Source organism: Desulfobacterales bacterium (assembly GCA_030066985.1).
Lineage (GTDB): Bacteria > Desulfobacterota > Desulfobacteria > Desulfobacterales > JAHEIW01 > JAHEIW01.
The window spans coordinates 1-19,481 of record JASJAN010000066.1 but is presented as its reverse complement, the minus strand read 5'-3'; the positions used below and the strand labels follow the sequence as shown (position 1 = coordinate 19,481).

Here is a 19,481-nt window from a genome sequence, read left to right as displayed (position 1 = left end):
ATTATTCAAAGAACAAGCCTATGCATTATTGGCAGCATCTTGCTTTTACTGCTAGATGTAAAATAGATTTGCCCGTGCCCGAAGGGCTTGGGTTTATTTCTTTTCGGCGTCCCTGCCAGGCCATAGCTGAAAGCGACGGCTGGTCACCGAAAAGGAATCAGAAAAATACCCTTTGCGGCCTCTGCGTCTTTGCGGTGAACAATCTTTGGCCGATCTGCCTGTCAAATCTAATGGTGTATGGATTTAAAGATAGTCTTAAAATGAATCTTTAATTCCTGGCGCGTTTCTTTGAGCCGATCCAGGAAATGCTTTGCTAGATTGGCCAGGATTGTATGTTCCACTTCATGATCTTCCTTTAACAGTTTATCAAGGGCTGTTTTTTCCATACACAGCAATATTGCATTCTCAGCACAGCGGGCTGACAAGCTGTATTGGTGAGGCGAAACCATGGTTGATGTTCCAAAACATTCGCCTTCATTTCTGACGATGTTAATCGGAAGCTCAACATCATCAACGGTGGTCAGTAATTCTATGGCACCACTTTTGAGGATGAACAAATTATCAGCAACTTCTCCTTCACGAAAGAGCCATTGCCCCGTTTGAATGTGGGTTTCGGTGCCGATCGTGATAAGATGGTTGATCTGGGATTCCGATAGGCCTTCAAAAAGGTAGCAAGAGGATAACTGCATGGCGCCTCCCTTTTTTAAACCTGATCCGCCATGTGTGAATAAATTAGCTCTAGTAAATATCGCTTCTGAAGGCAAGAAGCGCTGACGGTTGTGTTTTGGGCGGCCGGAGAGTCGGATTTTCTTTGGAGGTGTGGTTTCGGCTCTGATAATATCCATCAGGTGTTTGATACCTTATTAAGATAGCCCCGACATCGCTTCCATTGCCTCCTCTAAAGTATCATAGATTTTAGCGAACTTGGTGATATCCACCATATCGAAGATTTTCTTAAAATGATCCGAAAGCCCGGTGATACCGGCCAGTTGGCTATTCTTTTCAATTTCAGCCAGTATCTGGATAAGCAGGGCGATACCGCCACTATTGATATAGCAGTCGCTTTTAAATTTAAACAGTATTTTGATTGCGCCCAGATCATTTGCCTTTTGGTAGGCATCATAGAAAATGGGTTCGGCCAGTGCGGTGACATCCCCCTTGATATCAAGAAGCGTAACAACACCAACTGTCTTCAACCCGATTTCAATTTGTTGTTCCATAGATGCCATGAATTATACAAATTACGGGCAATGTAAGCCAATCATCCCAACACTAATCCAATAATGGATGCGCATTAAGAACCTGAGGGCAGGATCCGGCTGGGGCATCTAAATCCTTAGGCCATACCGTCCAATGCTTCTTCGCGGGTATGATAGATTTTAGCAAATTTGGTGATGCCCACCATATTAAAGATTTTTTCGAAGTGGTCTGAAAGACCTATAATCCCGATTTGCTGTTTGTTTTGACTGGTTTGGGCCAACAGCTGTATGAGCAAAGATATTCCACCGCTGTTGATATAAGCCGCTTCTTCAAATTTGAATAAGATCTTACCGGCATCGCGCTTGTTTGCGTCTGCATAAGCATCATACAGAAAAGATTCAGAAAGGATAGTGACATCACCACGGACGTCAAGAAGCGTGATATCGCCGAGTTGTTGCAACAGTATTTCGTTTGCTGGTTGCATTTTTAACCTATGACCCTTAAAACCTTTGTCAATTGACCTATGGCCGGTAAGGTCGGCGCTCGAGCACTTCGATTTTTGCTAATTGCCAGGATTATTTCCGAAAATTTCTGATGTTCTACTTATTTTGCAAATTTGATCTCCATTATCATCATATGCCCACCATCAGCAGACTGGTTGAATTTTACTTCATCTACCAACTGTTGAATGATGAAAACACCCAGTCCACTGGGGGATACATTTTCTTCGATAATCTTCGTAATGCCCGGGTACTCAGGCACCTTGGAAATACCATCACCTTGATCGGTTACCGAAATAACACATCTATCATTACTGATATTCATGTGGACGATGACTCTGGCCTCCAGGCGCCATTTGTTGCCGTGCTGCATCGCATTGATGCAGGCCTCGGCTACCGCACTTTTAAGATCCTCAATACGAGTTGCCGGGAGGCCCCCTATTTTTGCCAGTGCGGCCGAGCTGGCCATAGCAATCCGCTCATAGCCAATTTTACTGGGCAGGTTTACTTCTACGGTTTGTTCATCTAATACGTTTATCATCGCTAGATATCGTATGGTTTTTAATACTTTATAATGAGCAGGTAGGCAATTACGATAGTAGAAGGCCTAAAATGTGTCAAGCAAATAAAAAAGTAAGCCCGCCTTCATTTTCTTTCCCTAAAAAATACACTTACGGTCGCGCGTCGGTTTTAAATCCTTGCGAAGCATAATTTGTAAGTTGGCCATCCCGCGTTGCAACAACAATAAAGGCTTCTGCATTGGCCAATCGCTCAACAAGGTCCATGCCATCGGTAGGCCCCATCACCATAATGGCGGTGGCCAGGCCATCGGCCAGAGTGCAGTTATCAGCGATGATGGAAACGGAGACAACCCCGTTGGAAACCGGGTATCCGGTGCGCGGATCAATGACATGCGAGTAACGCACGCCGTCGATTTCAAAAAAATTGCGGTAATCACCGCTAGTGGCAAACGCTTGATTATAAACTGATACGACCCTGTAAACCGCATTAAACGCCGCTTCTTTAGTAGGACGATTAATGCCCACCCGCCAGCGCTGACCGTCCGGTCGAAGCCCTGCCGCGTAAATTTCTCCTCCGATTTCAACCAGATAATTGTTAAACCCGCTGGCGGCCACCAGTTTGGAAATCTGATCCACGGCATAACCTTTGGCAATCGCGTTTAAGTCCAGCGTCACCGTTGATAGATGCTTCACTAAAGAATCCGGCTCGATGATTTGAATTTGGTCGAACCCAACTTTCGAAAGCAGGTATTTGATAGCGTCTGCCGAAGGCATCTGAGGTTTGCGGCGCGTGGGCCCAAAGCTCCATAAATCAACCAGCGGATTAACGGTCCCATCCCAGGCGCCATTGGAAAGCCGGTGAATGTCGCTGGCCATGCGCATCACCTGCATAAAATCATTGGATATCTGAAATTTTTCACCGACGCGGTTGAAGGCGTTGAAACGGCTGATTTCGCTGTCTTTGATGTAAGTGGAAAAAACCTGGTTGAGTTCCGACAGACGCCGGTCAATTTTTTCTTTGAGGCCAGTTACAAATGCAGCATCATGGGCTACAACTTTGATATGATAGGTCGTCCCCATGGTGCGCCCTTGAATCAAATGATCCGTCTGCGCCTCACAAAGGCCAGTCAATGCAAATAGCATGGAACATGCGATGATAATTTTTGTAAGTCTTTTCATTCTATTTTTTTGGACAGGATCTATAGGATTTTCAGGATTTTTTCTTCGCCACTTTCCGGAAGAAAGTGGCGAACCCAATCCGCCTGCGGCGGAAAGATTACTTTCTAATACTTAACTTATTATTTTCCCATTAACAATTGAAAGTTTTTATTTGATTAAACCGGTTTTTAAAGCCGTAGGTCATGTTCGAGGGCCCCGCCTTAAGGCGGGATTTCACGTCTATTCTTATAAATATTGTTGAGTTCAACAAGCCGCAAAAGTTTAATGCATCAAAAAATACCCTGTTATTGTGTTAAACCGGGATTTAAAGACGTAGATCATGTTCGAGGGCAAGGCTTGAGTCGCTTCAAAAGCGGAGCGTACACGCTAGTACGCGAGTATTTTGAAGCGGCTTATAACGCAGCCATCGGACATTAGATGCGGCTTTAAAGGCCGGTTTTAGCAAATTCTGGGGAGCTGTTCTCCCGCCAGCATATCCACGATACGCTTGCCGCCGATGCGGGTTTTCATGAACACCTTACCAGGATAGTCGCTGACGACCTCACCGACGACGGCGGCATCTGCACCGCAGGGATCGGATCGCATTACTTTCAGAACCACATCAGCGCAATCCGGTGAAACAAAAGCCAGGAGCTTACCTTCGTTGGCCAGATACAGGGGATCAAACCCAAGCAACTCGCAAGCAGCAGCCACTTCTGGTTTAACCGGAATTTTATTTTCAACAATCTCGATACCGCATTCTGACATTTCAGCTATTTCATTTAAAGCGGTGCCGACACCACCGCGAGTCGGATCCCGCAGAACATGAATGGCTGCAGGATTCGTTGCTGAAAACATTTTCTGGATCATATGGTTTAAAGCGGCGGAATCGCTTTGCAGCGAGGTCTCAAAAGAAAGCCCCTCCCGCTGGGTTAACACTGTAATGCCATGATCGGCAATCGTTCCGCTTAAAATAATCTGATCACCGGCTTTGGCATTGTCGCTGGCTACTTGGATGTCTTTCGGAATCAGACCAATTCCGGAGGTATTGATAAAAATGCGGTCAGCGGTTCCTCTGGGAACGACCTTGGTATCTCCGGTGATGACAGCAACCCCCGCAACTTTGGCCGCCCGGCCCATCGTGTTGATAATGGTATCCAGATCTGTCACAGGCAGGCCCTCTTCAATAATCAAACCGACACTCAGATAAAGCGGTGTGGCACCACACATGGCCAAATCATTGACAGTGCCATTGATTGCCAGATCGCCGATATTGCCGCCCGGGAAAAAAATGGGATCAACAGTATAGGAATCCGTCGAGAAGGCAAATCGCCTGCCCTCCAGTTCAAAAATGGCACCATCATTGAGAGCTGCCAGGATGGCATTATCAAAAACAGGCAGCATCATGTCTTTGGTGAGACTGTGAGAAATTTTGCCGCCACTGCCATGATCCAGTAGGATTTGATCGCTTTTCATAATCGTTGTCCGTCGTTTATGCAATGTTGTCCGTAGTATTTTCTAATTGAATTCACCTTCAGCCTCCACCCTGTCCATCTTTGGTGTTAGGTGTCAGGGACGAATAGAGAAACTGAAACCTGAACACTGAAACCTGACACCTTTCAATCTGAGTGATACTTATAGTAAGCCGCACAGGTGCCTTCGGTGGAAACCATGCAGGGCCCGACCGGATCCATGGGTGTGCAGGCTTTTTTATACAAGGCACATTCCGGTGGTATTTTGGTGCCAATTAGAATCTCGCCACAGGCACAGCCATGCGGTGTTTTGGCATCCGGAACTTGAACGTCAAATATCTGTTGTGCATCATGGTCGGCATACTTCTGACGAATTTTTAAGCCGCTTAGTGGAATCATTCCAATCCCGCGCCAGCATGCATCGACCGGTTCAAAAATTTCAGTCAAAATTTGCTGCGCTTTGGTATTGCCTTCAGCGCTCACCGCCCGCGGGTAGGCATTGTCCAGAGCCGGTCTTTTAGATTCCAGCATTTCAACGAGCACGGATATCGCTTGTAAGATATCGGTAGGTTCAAAGCCCGCCACCACGCAAGGAATTTGATACCTATCAAAAAAAGGCCGGTAGGCGTCCAACCCGATGATCACCGAAACATGACCGGGTAAGATGAAGCCGTCAATGTTAACATCGGCTGCAGCCATTAGTGCCTCCAATGCCGGAGGGACCAATTTATGCGCAGAAATCACGGAAAAATTTTCGACACCTGCCTGAGCAGCCGACAAGATAGCGGCAGCAATGGTCGGTGCGGTGGTTTCAAACCCGACACCCAGAAAGACCACTTTTTTAGCCGGATTTTTCTTGGCAATTTCAACCGCATCAAAGGTCGAATACACCACGCGGATATCCCGACCGGCGGCACTTTCTTTTTGCAGTGACGAGCGTGTGCCCGGAACCCGCATCAGGTCGCCAAAGGTGGTCACGATCACATCATCGATGCGGGCCAGCTCAATAAATGCATCGATTTCAGCCTGATCGGTCACACACACCGGACAACCCGGCCCGGAAAGCAGCGATATCGTCGGCGGCAGCACCGAACGGATCCCGCTTCTGAAAATGGAAACTGTATGGGTACCACAGACTTCCATCAAGCGCACTTCTTTTTGGCTGATGGATTTAATTTTTTGAATCAAGTTTTGCGATATTTCCGCATCCCGATATTCATCAATATGCTTTAATGTCATGTCTGATTCCTTATTTTAATTTTCACCGCCCGCTGCGCTCGAGACGCAGAGTTCGCAGAGAGTTTATTTTTTCATTTGCCATTGAGAGGATGGCAAATGAAAATTCTCAAGCTCTTTTTTACGGGGCTATATGCTTCTTCCAAACGACAATTTACTACTGATCATAAATTAACACTTTTCCCGAAGGGATGCTGGTTTTTTCCTTTCTGCCCTCTCAGCAGAAAGGAAAAAGAAAAAATCTTTGCGCCCTTTGCGTCTTGAACGAACGAAGGGAGTGGGCGGTAATATAAAAAAAATTAGCGATTATTCCATTTGAGCAGCTGCAACGATGGCTTGCCCCAGCGCAATCCCGCCATCATTGGCGGGTACCTGCTGATGAGCATAGACCTCAAAATGTTTGGCCTCCAGTTGCCCAATCAGGCCCTTGAGCAGCAAAGAATTCTGAAAGCAACCGCCGCTTAATATCACCCGGTTTAAATCATGGCGGCGACGGATCGTTTCACATATTTCAGCAAACAGGGCAATCAGGGTCTGGTGGAACTTGAAACTGATTTCAGCAGGTGATAGTCCGTTATGAACATCCTGCACCACTGCACGAATGATTGTTTGCGGCTGTATTTCAAAAGGCCCATGCGTCGTCCACTGAATGTCATAGATAGCATCACTAGGGCCAGCTGCCAGCATTTCCAACTCCATGGCCGCCTGACCCTCAAAATTCACCTGTTGGCGGATGCCGGCGATGGCCGCCACCGCATCAAACAGACGACCCAGGCTGGATGTCTGTGGGCAGTTGACGCCTTTTAAGATCATTTCCAACAGTATGTTTATTTTGTGATGCTCAATCTCCTGCAGCAATGGTAGATCCAGATCCAACACATTTTCCCCAAAAGTCGCATGCAAATAACTGATGGCCATTCGCCAGGGTTCTTTTATTGCAGCGTTGCTGCCCGGCATGGGCACTTCGGCCAGATGCGCGGCTCTTTCAAATTGTCTGCTATCAGCCACCAGCACTTCGCCGCCCCAGATCGTACCATCCGGGCCATAACCGGTGCCGTCAAACGCCAGCCCGATGACCGTGCCTTCCAGTTTGTGCTCGGACATGCAGCTGACAACATGGGCATGATGATGTTGGACTTCGATCACGCGCGTGTCGGTCTGTTCTCTGGCAAAAAGAGAGCTCAGATAGTCAGGATGCATATCACAGGCGATGATTTCAGGCTGGACTTCAAGAATGCGCTGAAGATGGGCCACGGTCAGCTTAAAAAAATCCAGGGTCATCATGTTTTCAAGATCACCAATATGCTGGCTTAAAAAGGCTTTATCGCCTTTGGTCAGACAAATGGTATTTTTCAGTTCGGCCCCGCAGGCCAGAATCGAGGGAACCTCACGGTTTAAAAAAACAGGGATGGGTACAAACCCCCGCGAACGCCGAATATAGCGCTTATGACCGGCGGTATATTTCAGAATGGAATCATCGCTGCGCAAATAGATGTCACGGTTGTGTGTTAAAAAGACATCCGCTATATCGGCCAGGCGTTCGAAGGCATCTTCATTATCAATCGCAATTGGCTCCTCACTGAGATTGGCGCTGGTCATCACCAGAGCACTAAACCCATTCTTTAGCAGCAGACAATGCAGCGGAGTATACGGCAGCATCACCCCCCAGTATTTGTTACCGGGTGCCACCGCCTCTGAGATCAAATTGGGATTCCTTTTCTGCAGCAATACAATCGGGCGCTGGACGGAGGTCAATAATGTTTCTTCCTCGGGTCTTACGCGGGCATACTCGCGAATAGATTCCAGATCGGGAGACATGATGGCAAACGGCTTTTCCTCGCGCAACTTACGTCTTCGGAGCCGCATGACGGCATCACTGTTGAGCGCATCGACCACCAAATGGTAACCGCCAAGTCCCTTAACGGCCACAATCTGACCCTGGTGGATTAGCTCAGCCGCCATTTTTATCGAATCTTCGGTGTTTAATGATTTGCACCGGTTGTCATACAGGCTGACGTGCGGCCCGCATTGGGCGCAGGCGTTGGGCTGGGCATGGAAACGCCGGTTGGTCGGATCGTCGTACTCAGTCTGGCAGGCATCACACATCTTAAAATGCCGCATGGAAGTTGTGGGACGGTCATAGGGAATATCATCGATGATGGTGTAGCGCGGCCCGCAGTTGGTGCAGTTGATAAACGGATACAGATAGCGGCGATCATTGGGATCAAAAAGCTCCCGCAAACAATCATCACAAATCGACACATCCGGCGATATCAGGGTGGACATGCGCGCCTGGCCCCTGCTCTTGACGATCCTAAATTCTGTGTACGGCTTTACGGAGGCGGAGCGTGCTGTTATTTCAACAATATGGGCAAGGGGTGGGCAATTCTCAGTCAGATCCGTCTCAAAGGCCTGGATGCCTTCTGGCGATCCTTCAAGCAGAATTGATACACCGGCAGCGGTATTGGCCACCTCGCCTTTCAAATCATATTGAAGGGCAAGGTTGTATACAAAGGGCCGAAAACCGACTCCCTGAACTATGCCGTTGACGTCAATTCTTTTAGCTGCAGTAATATTTGGCATAACGGCATCAATGGCGTGTGGTCTGGGCGGGGTGGCTCAATAATTGTGGGATCAAAAAATGGCGATTGCGCTCGTATGACTGTGGTTGTTGCCTAATTTTGTTTGGATTCGCTTTTCTCTACCGCGGCGATTGCCTCGCGCAAAAGGTCCAATGTCTCCTGAGCCGCTGCTTGATCGAGTTTAGAGATGGCAAAGCCAGCATGGACGATCACATAATCACCGACCTGGGCATCCTCAAGAAGTAACAAACTGGCTTCTCTTTGAACGCCCTCCACATCAATGGTTGCCATATTATTTTCAATCTTTGTAATCCTAGACGGGATTGCCAGACACATTATCAGCAGTTCCTTTCGTAGTATATTTAACACCTAAACGATCGAGTTCTGCCAGAACCATGGCAATGACATCATCCACTTTGCTCTGGATCAGTGGTGTCAGATCAACGCACATCGTATCGATATCTTCAGGCTCGATACCGACAATGACGGTTTCCGGCACGTGATCGAGCGCCTGGCAGAGGGTTAAGGCTTCCAGAAAATCAACCTGGTGCAATGAATTTTTGGCCCGAATGCGCGCCGGGATGGCATCGCCTGCGAGACGGTATAAATCGCCGGGATTGCCTTTGTTGCGAATGGCATCGACAACAATCAGATGCGCCGGTTTGGAGATCACCCCCAGCAAATTTATACCCAGCACGCCGCCGTCCACCAACAGCACATCTTCAGGGAAGTCGTATTCCGCTTGCATTTTTTCGATCACCCGCACGCCAAAGCCTTCATCGGAATACAGCGTGCAGCCGATGCCCAGAACCATCACATCGACGGCATAGATTTCATCAAAAGGGTTTTGGTCAGTCACTTTTAACCTATTCAAACATCATGATTTTCAGATTTTAGTATGATGCCATCCAAAAGCTTGATTCATACACCAAAAACGGACTGAGCGTCAACAGCATTAAAAAACGGCCTTCCAAAAATCTGGAAGGCCGTTTCGGTCAAGGTTTGCACATTACAGCGCTTTGATCTTATACACCTCGTTGGAGTCCGGATCAATCACATGGACACCACAGGCAATACAGGGATCAAAGGAATGAACCGTACGCAGGACCTCCAGCGGCTTTTTGGGATCCGCTACTGGTGTGCCGATCAGAGATTCTTCCACCGGGCCCAGTTTGCCGTTGGCATCCCGCGGGCCGAGGTTCCAGGTGGAGGGCACCACATACTGGTAATTTTTGATCTTTTTATCTTCAATTTCGACCCAGTGCCCCAGAGATCCCCTGGGCACGTCGTTTAAGCCGACGCCCATGCCGCTATCCGGCATCTCGTAAGGCTCATAGGTCTGGGTATCGCCAGATTTGAGATTTTCGACCAGTTCCATCACCCAGGCCTGATTGCGCTTACCAATCGCCAGCGCCTCGATGCCTCTGGCGGCTGTGCGGCCCAGGGTTGAAAATAGGGCATTGGCATCCACACTCAGGGTTTTGAGCACATGATCCACGAGGGGTTTAATGTCCTTGTGTCCCTTGGCATAGGCCACCAGAACGCGGGTCAGCGGACCCACCTCACAGGGCTCGCCATCGTAACGCGGGGCTTTAAACCAGGTATATTGGCCGTCACCCGGTCGGTATTTTGGATTTTCCTGCAATGGCTTGGTTTCACCCTCGTAGGGATGTCTGGCCGGGCCTTTCTCATACCAACCTCGGGTTACATCTTCTGAAACCTTCGCCTGGCTGGCCATTTTTACGCCGCCAATGTTACGGTTCATGATGACGCCTCGCGGCATATAAAGGCTTTCGGGCTCTTTATCGGTTTCAGGAAATTCGCCCCAGGCCAGGAAGTTGCTTGTTCCGCCAATAGCGCCCCACTCCTTGTAAAAAGAGGCGACTGCCAGAAGGTCCGGAATATAAACATTTTCAATGAAATCCTGGGTTTCTTTGGTGATGTACAAGAATTCAGCAATGCGATCCGGCGTAAGGTCTCTTACACAGGTCACGCCGCCGACCACCAGTGACTGCGGATGCGGATTTTTGCCGCCAAAAATGGCATGCATTCTGGCCGCCTTGGCCTGCAGACGCAAAGCCTCAATGTAATGGGCGGCTGCCATCAGATTGGCTTCGGGCGGCAACTTATAGGCCGAATGACCCCAGTAAGCATTTGCAAAGGGACCCAGCTGGCCGCTGTCCACAAAAGTCTGGAGCCGTTGCTGCACATTTTTGAAATAAACGGTTCCACCCCATGGCGCGTTGCTGACATTGTCTGCCAGCGCGGCTGTTTTCTTGGGGTCGGCCGCTAAAGCGCTAACAACATCGACCCAGTCTAAAGCATGCAGATGATAAAAATGAACAATATGATCATGTTGAAATTGGGCACCCATCAGCAAATTACGAATGATGCGTGCATTTTTTGGTATTTTGACGCCGACGGCATTGTCGACTGCCCTCACCGAGGACAGAGCATGGGTGTATGTTCAGACCCCGCAGGAGCGCTGCACAAAGTGGTGGGCATCCCGGGGATCTCTGCCTTGCAGGATCATCTCAATGCCCCGGAACATCTGGCCTGAACTCCAGGCATTGACCACCTTGCCTCCGGCCACCTCGACTTCGATCCGGAGGTGACCCTCGATACGGGTGATTGGATCTATTACGATTCGCTTTGCCATAAGGTTCCTCCCTTGTTTTCTTGGATAGCGATGCTAAAGTCTACAGTTCCTCATAAAACGGCGTGAATTTATCCCAGAATTTTGGCTCACTGCAACCGATGCAGGGATGACCGGCCTCAACCGGCCAGCTGGTGCCGTCATTGAATTTGGCTACGGGGCAATTGTTATAAGCTTCCGGTCCCCGGCAGCCGACTTTGTAAAGACAATAACCCAGCGCAGCTTCCTCAGAACCGAATTCTTCAACAAACTCCTCGTTTTCAAAATGCGACCGTCGCGGACACTGATCATGAATGGTTTTACCATACGCCCACACCGGACGACCCAAATCATCCAGGTCTGGAAGTTTGCCCAGCAACAGATAGTTGACCACCGTACCGACAAAATTGATGCCATTCGGCGGACAACCGGCAATGTTTACGGTCTTGATTCCCATCACTTCACCAACGCCCTTATATCCACCGGGGTTGGGTTTTGCCGCCGGAATATTGCCATAGCTGGAGCATGAACCGTTACAGATCACACCGGCAGCCTTTGGAATAATATCCTGGGCAATTTCTAAAAACGTGCGGCCGCCGATTTTACCGTAGCCGCCGTCAAACTTGACGGGAATGCCACCCTCTACCACGCAGATGAATTTGCCCTTGTATTTGTCTGCCGCGTGTTGGAGCTGCTCTTCGGCCTGATGGCCGGCGGCTGCCATGATGGTTTCATGATATTCGATTGAAAGAATCTCAAGAACCAGCTCATCGATCCAGGGATACATGGATCTGATCAGGGCTTCTGTGCATCCGGTACATTCACCAAAGTGCAGGTAAATAACCGGCGGGCGCTGTGCCGGGGCTGCAAAAACTTCCGCCACTTTTGGCACAAACGATGACGAGAGCCCCATGGTGGCCGTCAGGAAGGTACAGAACTTCATAAAGTCCCTTCGGGAGACCCCTTTGCCCTCCAACCTCTCATAAAATGCCTTTTCTTTTTCCATTTGCACCTCCTTGATGCGATTCAAGATCATTCCGAAACCGTTTACATTAATCTCGCAGAGTCTCTAAACAGATATACAACTTACCGATTTAGCTTAGCTGGCTATTTCCATCGTTGGCAAGACTAAACGGGCAGGGTGCGATACTGATAACCGCACAATTTGATCGTACTTGGCCTTGAAAATCTTTCTGTGAATCCCAATAAAATTTGGTTGCCTTTTAAAACTTAATAAGATTTTTATTTAAAGGATGAACGCGATTAAGTCAATGAAAAAAAATAGATTTTGAGGGTTATTTTGAGATTTTTAGGCCACAATTCCACTGTCTGAAACGGAGCTTGATCGAGGCGGATAATACAGGAGGGATTTGCAACGCTATGGCGGAAGCATGCCTTTTGTTTGAACCCGCGTGCCACCAGCCGTTAGACCGTATCGGAAATTTTGTCCAATAAATTTAAAAGGATATCATATAGCTAATTGAAAAGTGGCCTTTAAAAAGTTTCTTTAGCTCTCGCTGGGGCTATCACCATAGTCGTCATCGGCGATTTTTAAGGAAGAATCCAGTTTGCTGATTTTATTTTTTTCTTCATATCCGGATTCAAAATCATCCTCAAGGAGCTCATCCATTTCTTCAGCCTGTTCCTCGACGACCTCCTCTTCATCAGCATCATCGGGTTCGGGTTCAGATTCTACGGCCAGCAATTCCAGATCATTAAAAAAAAGATCCGCTGATTCCTGTTCTTTGCTGGCATACAGCTGTTTGACGGTAGCCGCTATTTTGGCCGCATAAATCCCGGGCGGATAAAGATTATTGGTTCGCAAAGAGGAGATCAATTTTTCATCACCCTGCCGAATGGCGGCTTTAATTACCTTTGAATCGTATGATTCCTCGCACAGCAATGATAAAATTTCCTTGTCGAGTTCGGCAAATTCACGGATAATTAATTGGTTGTTTTTATCATCTTTGACAATCGAATATTTTTGTTTCATTTTAACTTCCTTTCCAAGCAAAACAAAAATTATATATCCAATGCTGTTAAGGCCTTCGAAACCATAAAAACTAGTGCCTGTCAACACCAAATGCAATTTCCAAATGTGAGTGTCGGCCGATACAAAAAGCAACCTTTTCAATCAACAGATAAAACCGAATCAAGTGAAGGCTGCGGGCCCTATAGCAGCGGTTTCAAATCGCCTGTACAGTTGCCTGCGAAGGATGTCTTAGGAAAATAATGCCCGTATGCGGGTTTTGAATCAAAGACAAAAAGATTGACCATGGTTATGTGGAATGGTAAATATAGTGGTTTAGTACTTCAGTTTAAAATAAAAATTTCAGCAAATCGATACCGGAGGGATGGCTGAGTGGTCGAAAGCGGCGGTCTTGAAAACCGTTGAGGGTAACACCTCCGTGGGTTCGAATCCTACTCCCTCCGCCAAAATAGTTAATGGTTATTGGTTATAAGTTATTAGAAAAATGTATATTCCTACCTAACGGATAACGAATAACGATTAACCAATAACAAACAACGGAGAGATGGCCGAGCTGGCTGAAGGCGCTCGCCTGCTAAGCGAGTATGGGGCGAAAGTTCCATCGAGGGTTCGAATCCCTCTCTCTCCGCCATTCACAATGATTGAGCCGGTTCTGAAATTCTGGGGATCGGCTTTTTTCTTGGCGAATACCCTCAAATCGTACCCCTAATCGTACCCCTCTTTGTATTTTCACCAAATTTTACCTGTTCATCTAGCACATTTGCTACCTGCCGCAATTGTGGGTCAAGTGTTTTAATGTAGTTGTCTGTTGTAGTGGTTCTCCGATGCCTGAGCATCTTTTGGATCTGGTTTAAACTGGCCTTGCCGGAATCAGCTAAGATTGAAGCAACATGGTGGCGTATGGCATGAAAGCCAAAAACTTTGACACCTGCCTTACGACATAATTTTTTCATTGTGTATCTTTTCTGGATGTATGTTAGCCGAGTACCATCATCATTGTGAAAAACATATGCCGTACTTTTATCCCTATTTTCCCACCTGCGTTTCAAAAGATCAAATAATGTATCTGTCATGGCAAGTTTATTCTCCTGAAGTTCCCCGCCTCTGCGTTTCCGTGTCCATAAACGAACCCAACGTTGCTCAAAATTCACGTCCTCCCACGTCATACTGAATACCTCAGAAGTGCGCCCCGCTGTATGGTAAAGGGTCATTATCATAAGCTGCGAGTGAATTGTTACATTCAGCGATAAAAGAAACTCAATTGTTAAGTTCCGAAGAATCTATTTCAGAAACAACCTGGTGTTACTGTTCATATCGGAGTAATCGCGGTTTTTACAGTAAGGAATAAAATACCTAACAAAGCGCTCGTGTGGGACGCTTGCTTCGCTGTGCGCCCCACAGCTTAACCGTTATCCAAACTTTTAACATCTGCTATATACCAAAGGTTCTGGCTATTCCAAAACATTGGGTATCTCCAACAACCCTGTAAATATCAGCCCCCTAAAACCCTTGCGATATTCGATATGTATCTGTAAAAATGCGTTTTTTGTGTTTCTCTCAATGTATCAGTAATCAGCTGAAATCTTACTTGACCCTGTCTATATAAATTATTTGTTTCGCCTTCGATATCCTATCAATATACTGAGGTTCCTCTGATTTAAGACCCTTCAGCAGGATGGTGATTTCAAATAGTTGCCTTTTTAAATCTTTGAGTTTCGCCATTGCTTGTTCAAGCTGTTCGTAAGAAATTTTTCCTATGGTCGCTTTTTCTAAAAGACTCGGCAAATTGTTCTCAATTTGAATCCTTTTTGCTTTTAATTGATTCAGCTTGGCTTCCTTTGAGATCATGATTTCTAAAATATCCGCAAGGTGCTGTTCACATGATTTAAGCTCTCTCTTGGCTGCTTTGAGATTCATAATATTTCTCTTTGTAGATTGGTGCTTTTATTCCAAATCCCTTCTTGGATTCTCGTTCCTCTGACGTTCCCTGTTTTTTGCGTTCTCACAATTCAAGCCGCCTGCCGATTGGGCTTTGCTGTTTGCGTCCTTTTAGTTTGTATCGGCAAAATTGTATGTTTGAATGAGTGCGGGAAGATTATTCATTTAAGAGTTATTCCGAGCTACGCCCATGTAAAATATATGTGTTTCTTCTGTTTTATAAAATCTAATAATTATAGTCTCTTAAGCAAATCGATTATAATTCGAGATGGTTCCTAATCTGCTCTAATACTTTCTATTTTTTCGGATAGCTGTTTTAGATTGAAAGGTTTTTGTATGAAACCATCAAATCCGATGCTTTCTGATCTTCCATCAGACTGACATACTGCATATCCACTTGTAAGTATAATTTTTACATTCGGTTGGATCTTTTTTAACATGTGATATATTTGAAACCCATTCATACACGGCATCAGCATATCTAATAAAACAAAAGCAACTTTATTTTCTTTGAGAACTTCAATAGCTCTATTCCCATTACTAACTGCAAGCACATTATAACCCAGTTTCTGCAACATCAAAGATCCAACATTCAATACAATTTGTTCATCATCCACAAATAAAACAGTCTTTTTTTTGCCATTATTTTTGCTTTGAGCAACTTGCATAGCATCCCCCTTGTTCCTTCAGTGACAATTTCCCCCGGCCTGTCGCTTATTCTCAGCAATTATTAGGCCAGAAACAGTTCATATTAATTTATTATAAGATTACAATTAGTTATCAAATTCGTGGATTTTTACGCATTTTTAGTTGACAAAAATCGGCAGATGAAGTGGCAAAAAAGGAATTGCTCGAATTAATAGTGGGATATGAATACATACGGATTTACCAAATACACGGTGGTATAGATCAGTGACGATGGAAATACAATAGAACAAGTTTACTCAACTGATACTTATCCAACTGAAGTAAATCCTTATGTTCCTTCAAATATCATTGGATATAAGAAATAGACTTTTGGGGTAATCTTTGTTCTTTAAAAACATCAAAATTGCAGATAACTCCAACAACACAAAACTTTTAAAAGGCCAAAAATCTTATGATACTCGTTTGATATATGTAAAATTACGATAGTTGGGTTTCTTTCAATATATCGGTAGTTGGCTATTCCATTATTTTCTATGCGAAAAGCCCTCATTTACCCTAAACTCAGCATAGTTAACCTTCCGCTAACTATATGTGTTGATAACAATATATATAGACAAATGATATTTGTTTTGTTAAGAAACCCCTTTATTTTGATTAAGGAATCTATTTCACGATGCCATTTGCCGGAATTAAATGGGCTTTGATAATTTGTTATTCCATTTTGGTTTATTGTAATTAAATTGGTCGCAGGACTCATTACCATGGAATCCATCATTTTCGTTGGGTTAGTTCTTTCAGTGTTGATGCTGTTTTTTATTTTTCCATCTCGCCGAAAAACAAATCAGGATAAACAAGACAATCATTTGTTAATTCAGACAGCAAAAATCCGCCCTTTGTATAATACGAAATTGGAGCTAACAATTCACGATAAAGGTGGAAACCGTATCGGAATTGATCGGCGGCGATTTGAATACACCGCTTTTATCCCAGAGAGACGATCGGGTAAAGATCGCCGAAAAGGTTTTGATCGAAGAAATTCAATAGTAATAAGGAAAGAATCCGAGCGCCGAAGCATCTTCAAAACACAATTATTGAATTAGTAACGTCTGATCGTTTTAGGAAGTTATCAGTAGCTTATCGGAGTTTGCAATATCTCCAACAACACACAAATTTTGAAACCCTGAAAAACCTTGCGATACCCGTTTGATATGTGTAAAATTGCGATATTTGTGTTTACCTCAATTTATCCCAACTTGACAATTATTTAAAATAAGGCATGATGCTGCTTCTTATCGATTCCTGTTGATTTCAGTAGCATCGCATGTCAAATAAAATCAAACTGCTGATTTCAATTCCATCTCCTCTCGCTGTTAGGTTCTTGTGGTTTAGTATGAAAGGATTTTTCAATGCTTGAACCTACAATCCTCTCTTTAACACTCTTTCTGTTAGTCATGCTGGTGGTTTATCTATGGGCCAGTCAACGCAATGTGGCAAAAACCAGACCATTGACCCATCAGCAATATTTATGGAGGCTGAAACAGATTACGGGCAAAAGTGAATACGATATATTCCAAATTGCCGCCGAGGAAAAAGGTTGGACGGATGGCTGGGTGGAAATGCACTTTAAGCGCTATTTAGAGGATCAGACCCTACCCATCTATGTGCAACAGTTCATTGAAGACGGCAAAGCATATATCGAAGCCTATCGACCTACGCAGGGCAACTTTTTCGATAAAAGAGTCGTCCTTTTTTTCAGTCTTTTTTGCACGCTGGTTATCGGCGGCTCTTTTATTTTTTGCCTCTACATTTATCCAAGGATTTATCAGTATGGTAGCCCCGGTGACAAAGCCATTCCCAAATTAGTTCGGCCTTATATATTTAAAGCGATTTTATTTGCAGACAAAGGCCAATATGAAAAAGCTTGTCTTGAATTGAAACGAGCTTGTGAATTAGGCGAATGTGAATATTATGATACAAAAATTAGAGGTGGTACTTGCCAATAGACACCCTATCTATTGAGAATGCAGATTTGAGATATGTTTGGTGCATATACCAACAAAGTGCAACTATCAGAAGTCCAAAATTCTTGTGATACGCGTTTGATATATGCAAAAATGCGATAGTTGGGTTTCTCTATATAAAAAAAGCAGGGTCATAAAAATTAATTAACTTTGATAGGAAAATAAAAATGAAACGACAATTCGAAAGATTTACGGGCGGCGTTGCATTAAAATCGATCCTTTTGACTATTTTTTTGTGGTTTTTTGTCCTGGTGGGATGTGCCGGCTTGCAGGGAGGCTCCGTTAAGACGTATCCCGCAGAGTACCATAGAACGGTTCAGGCCAGCAATGACACATTGGAAGAATTAAAAATATCGGTCACTGAAACCATAGAAGATGGCTTAAAAACCACCCTTAAGGCCCAGCGCCCAGATGGCACACCGGTTGTTGTCAAAGTGGTGAGGATTAGCCAGAATTCTACAGAAGTCTCAGTCAGAGCCGGAAGTGCGCCATTCGGAGACAAGCGAGTTGCAAACCAAATTAATGATATTATTCATGAGCGACTGGGTCTCAGCGAAAAGACTGAGTCCAAACAGGCAATTACCGAAGAAAACCTTGATGACAGCATTGATCAACAAATAGCTGATACGACTGATGAGGCCCGGGACCTCAACCAGGAAAAAGTTGCTGCGATTCGAAAAAACTCGGCTTTTATCATTTTTTTCAGTCATGATTCAAAAGAGCTTTCGGATAAAGCCAAGGAAAAACTTGATCGTGTTGTAGAAATCATCCACAATAATCCTGCTGCAAATATCACCCTCAACGGCTATACCGATTCATACGGAGAGAGGGCCTATAATGAAATGATCTCTAAGGAGCGCGCTAATATGGTTAAGGCCTATCTTGTCGGCAAGGGTGTAAAATCTTCAAATATACAGGCATTAGGTCACGGTGCGCAAAAATTTATTTTCTCTAACAAAACGCTCGAAGGCAGGAAGTTGAACCGTCGCGTGGAAATTGAGTTATCCAACTCAAAAACACAATAGTAGCGCAAAGAACATAACCAACGCGGTGCACTGGCACTCAAGAGATATGCATAATTAGGTATTTATAATTTCAATTTTCTTGTATTTAGAAAGTTGTGATTACTCCACTCTATACGTATCAGTCCACTAAAACCCTTGCGATATTCGATATGTATCTGTAAAAATGCGATATTTGGGTATCTCTCAATATACATGTAGTTTAGAGAATTAGGTGAAAGAGGTTGTACTATAAAATTTTTTCCTCGGAAAAGCCACAATTGGTAAACTGCGAGAGAATCTTAAAGCAGGATCACCTCTGACTTGTAAAATCGCCGATCTTATCAACCCGTTATACACTTCACTTGTTTAAGTCCAAGTATCTGCAATCAGGTATAATTCACGTTATTAATAAAAAAAGATTTCTTTTTAATTAATTGTGTTTGATGCTAAATTTTGGTTAAAAATATTAGAACTTTGTTAGACCAAGAAAAGGAGGTAATGATTATGGGCAGGAGAAGAAAAGGAAAGAAGTCGAAGGGCGGGAGCAAGGACAAGGATAAGAAAAAGGACAAGAAA

The 19,481-nt window shown here is 45.0% G+C and carries 20 protein-coding genes and 2 tRNA genes; 5 read left to right on the top strand and 17 right to left on the bottom strand.

What is annotated here, in order from left to right; translation table 11 throughout:
* Window positions 1–227: 227 nt before the first annotated feature.
* From QNJ26_21605 to QNJ26_21540, 14 genes are all read right to left on the bottom strand, one after another.
* On the bottom strand, window positions 228–845 hold the full coding sequence (locus QNJ26_21605; protein MDJ0988149.1) for a cyclic nucleotide-binding domain-containing protein: 618 nt from the start codon (window positions 843–845) through the stop codon (window positions 228–230).
* 18 nt (window positions 846–863) lie between these two features.
* Window positions 864–1,220: a hypothetical protein gene (locus QNJ26_21600; GenBank protein ID MDJ0988148.1), complete on the bottom strand. Its 357-nt coding sequence runs from the start codon at window positions 1,218–1,220 to the stop codon at window positions 864–866.
* A gap of 116 nt (window positions 1,221–1,336) precedes the next feature.
* Window positions 1,337–1,684 (bottom strand): STAS domain-containing protein, encoded by a 348-nt coding sequence (locus tag QNJ26_21595; GenBank protein MDJ0988147.1) that lies wholly within the window; start codon window positions 1,682–1,684, stop codon window positions 1,337–1,339.
* Window positions 1,685–1,803: 119 nt separating this feature from the next.
* Entirely contained in the window at window positions 1,804–2,241 is a 438-nt protein-coding gene (locus tag QNJ26_21590; GenBank protein MDJ0988146.1) for an ATP-binding protein, read from the bottom strand.
* Between the two features lie 130 nt (window positions 2,242–2,371).
* Window positions 2,372–3,400, bottom strand: a complete 1,029-nt coding sequence (locus tag QNJ26_21585) for an FAD:protein FMN transferase (protein ID MDJ0988145.1) — start codon at window positions 3,398–3,400, stop codon at window positions 2,372–2,374.
* A 438-nt stretch (window positions 3,401–3,838) separates the two neighbouring features.
* Window positions 3,839–4,855: a hydrogenase expression/formation protein HypE gene (hypE, locus tag QNJ26_21580; protein MDJ0988144.1), complete on the bottom strand. Its 1,017-nt coding sequence runs from the start codon at window positions 4,853–4,855 to the stop codon at window positions 3,839–3,841.
* A gap of 143 nt (window positions 4,856–4,998) precedes the next feature.
* On the bottom strand, window positions 4,999–6,090 hold the full coding sequence (gene hypD / locus QNJ26_21575) for a hydrogenase formation protein HypD (GenBank protein ID MDJ0988143.1): 1,092 nt from the start codon (window positions 6,088–6,090) through the stop codon (window positions 4,999–5,001).
* 303 nt (window positions 6,091–6,393) lie between these two features.
* The gene (gene hypF, locus QNJ26_21570; GenBank protein ID MDJ0988142.1) at window positions 6,394–8,670 is read right to left on the bottom strand and encodes a carbamoyltransferase HypF; all 2,277 of its coding nucleotides are present in this window, start codon (window positions 8,668–8,670) and stop codon (window positions 6,394–6,396) included.
* Between the two features lie 92 nt (window positions 8,671–8,762).
* Complete coding sequence (locus QNJ26_21565; protein ID MDJ0988141.1) at window positions 8,763–9,005, bottom strand: HypC/HybG/HupF family hydrogenase formation chaperone; 243 nt, start codon at window positions 9,003–9,005, stop codon at window positions 8,763–8,765.
* On the bottom strand, window positions 8,983–9,528 hold the full coding sequence (locus QNJ26_21560) for a HyaD/HybD family hydrogenase maturation endopeptidase (GenBank protein MDJ0988140.1): 546 nt from the start codon (window positions 9,526–9,528) through the stop codon (window positions 8,983–8,985). Before QNJ26_21560 ends, QNJ26_21565 begins: the two co-directional genes overlap by 23 nt.
* A gap of 150 nt (window positions 9,529–9,678) precedes the next feature.
* Window positions 9,679–11,202 (bottom strand): nickel-dependent hydrogenase large subunit, encoded by a 1,524-nt coding sequence (locus QNJ26_21555; protein ID MDJ0988139.1) that lies wholly within the window; start codon window positions 11,200–11,202, stop codon window positions 9,679–9,681.
* Window positions 11,137–11,328: a nickel-dependent hydrogenase large subunit gene (locus tag QNJ26_21550; protein MDJ0988138.1), complete on the bottom strand. Its 192-nt coding sequence runs from the start codon at window positions 11,326–11,328 to the stop codon at window positions 11,137–11,139. Before QNJ26_21550 ends, QNJ26_21555 begins: the two co-directional genes overlap by 66 nt.
* Before the next feature lie 40 nt (window positions 11,329–11,368).
* A complete protein-coding gene (locus QNJ26_21545) occupies window positions 11,369–12,310 on the bottom strand; it encodes a hydrogenase small subunit (GenBank protein ID MDJ0988137.1) in 942 nt (313 codons plus the stop codon).
* A 501-nt stretch (window positions 12,311–12,811) separates the two neighbouring features.
* Window positions 12,812–13,297, bottom strand: coding sequence for a hypothetical protein (locus QNJ26_21540; protein ID MDJ0988136.1), 486 nt, complete (start codon window positions 13,295–13,297; stop codon window positions 12,812–12,814).
* Window positions 13,298–13,652: 355 nt separating this feature from the next.
* Between QNJ26_21540 and QNJ26_21535 the strand changes: the two genes are divergently transcribed.
* Window positions 13,653–13,740: transfer RNA gene (locus tag QNJ26_21535), tRNA-Ser, on the top strand.
* Window positions 13,741–13,832: 92 nt separating this feature from the next.
* Window positions 13,833–13,925: transfer RNA gene (locus tag QNJ26_21530), tRNA-Ser, on the top strand.
* 61 nt (window positions 13,926–13,986) lie between these two features.
* On the opposite strand, the gene QNJ26_21525 is transcribed toward QNJ26_21530, so the two are convergent.
* The 3 genes from QNJ26_21525 to QNJ26_21515 all read right to left on the bottom strand — a co-directional run bounded on the left by QNJ26_21525 (window position 13,987) and on the right by QNJ26_21515 (window position 15,900).
* Entirely contained in the window at window positions 13,987–14,526 is a 540-nt protein-coding gene (locus QNJ26_21525; protein MDJ0988135.1) for a site-specific integrase, read from the bottom strand.
* 352 nt (window positions 14,527–14,878) lie between these two features.
* On the bottom strand, window positions 14,879–15,211 hold the full coding sequence (locus QNJ26_21520) for a hypothetical protein (GenBank protein ID MDJ0988134.1): 333 nt from the start codon (window positions 15,209–15,211) through the stop codon (window positions 14,879–14,881).
* Window positions 15,212–15,507: 296 nt separating this feature from the next.
* The gene (locus tag QNJ26_21515) at window positions 15,508–15,900 is read right to left on the bottom strand and encodes a response regulator (GenBank protein MDJ0988133.1); all 393 of its coding nucleotides are present in this window, start codon (window positions 15,898–15,900) and stop codon (window positions 15,508–15,510) included.
* Window positions 15,901–16,641: 741 nt separating this feature from the next.
* On the opposite strand from QNJ26_21515, the gene QNJ26_21510 reads away from it, so the two are divergent.
* From QNJ26_21510 to QNJ26_21500, 3 genes are all read left to right on the top strand, one after another.
* Window positions 16,642–16,980, top strand: coding sequence for a hypothetical protein (locus QNJ26_21510; GenBank protein ID MDJ0988132.1), 339 nt, complete (start codon window positions 16,642–16,644; stop codon window positions 16,978–16,980).
* Window positions 16,981–17,286: 306 nt separating this feature from the next.
* Window positions 17,287–17,883: a hypothetical protein gene (locus tag QNJ26_21505; GenBank protein MDJ0988131.1), complete on the top strand. Its 597-nt coding sequence runs from the start codon at window positions 17,287–17,289 to the stop codon at window positions 17,881–17,883.
* A 185-nt stretch (window positions 17,884–18,068) separates the two neighbouring features.
* Entirely contained in the window at window positions 18,069–18,926 is an 858-nt protein-coding gene (locus QNJ26_21500) for a DUF3568 family protein (protein ID MDJ0988130.1), read from the top strand.
* Window positions 18,927–19,481: the final 555 nt, after the last annotated feature.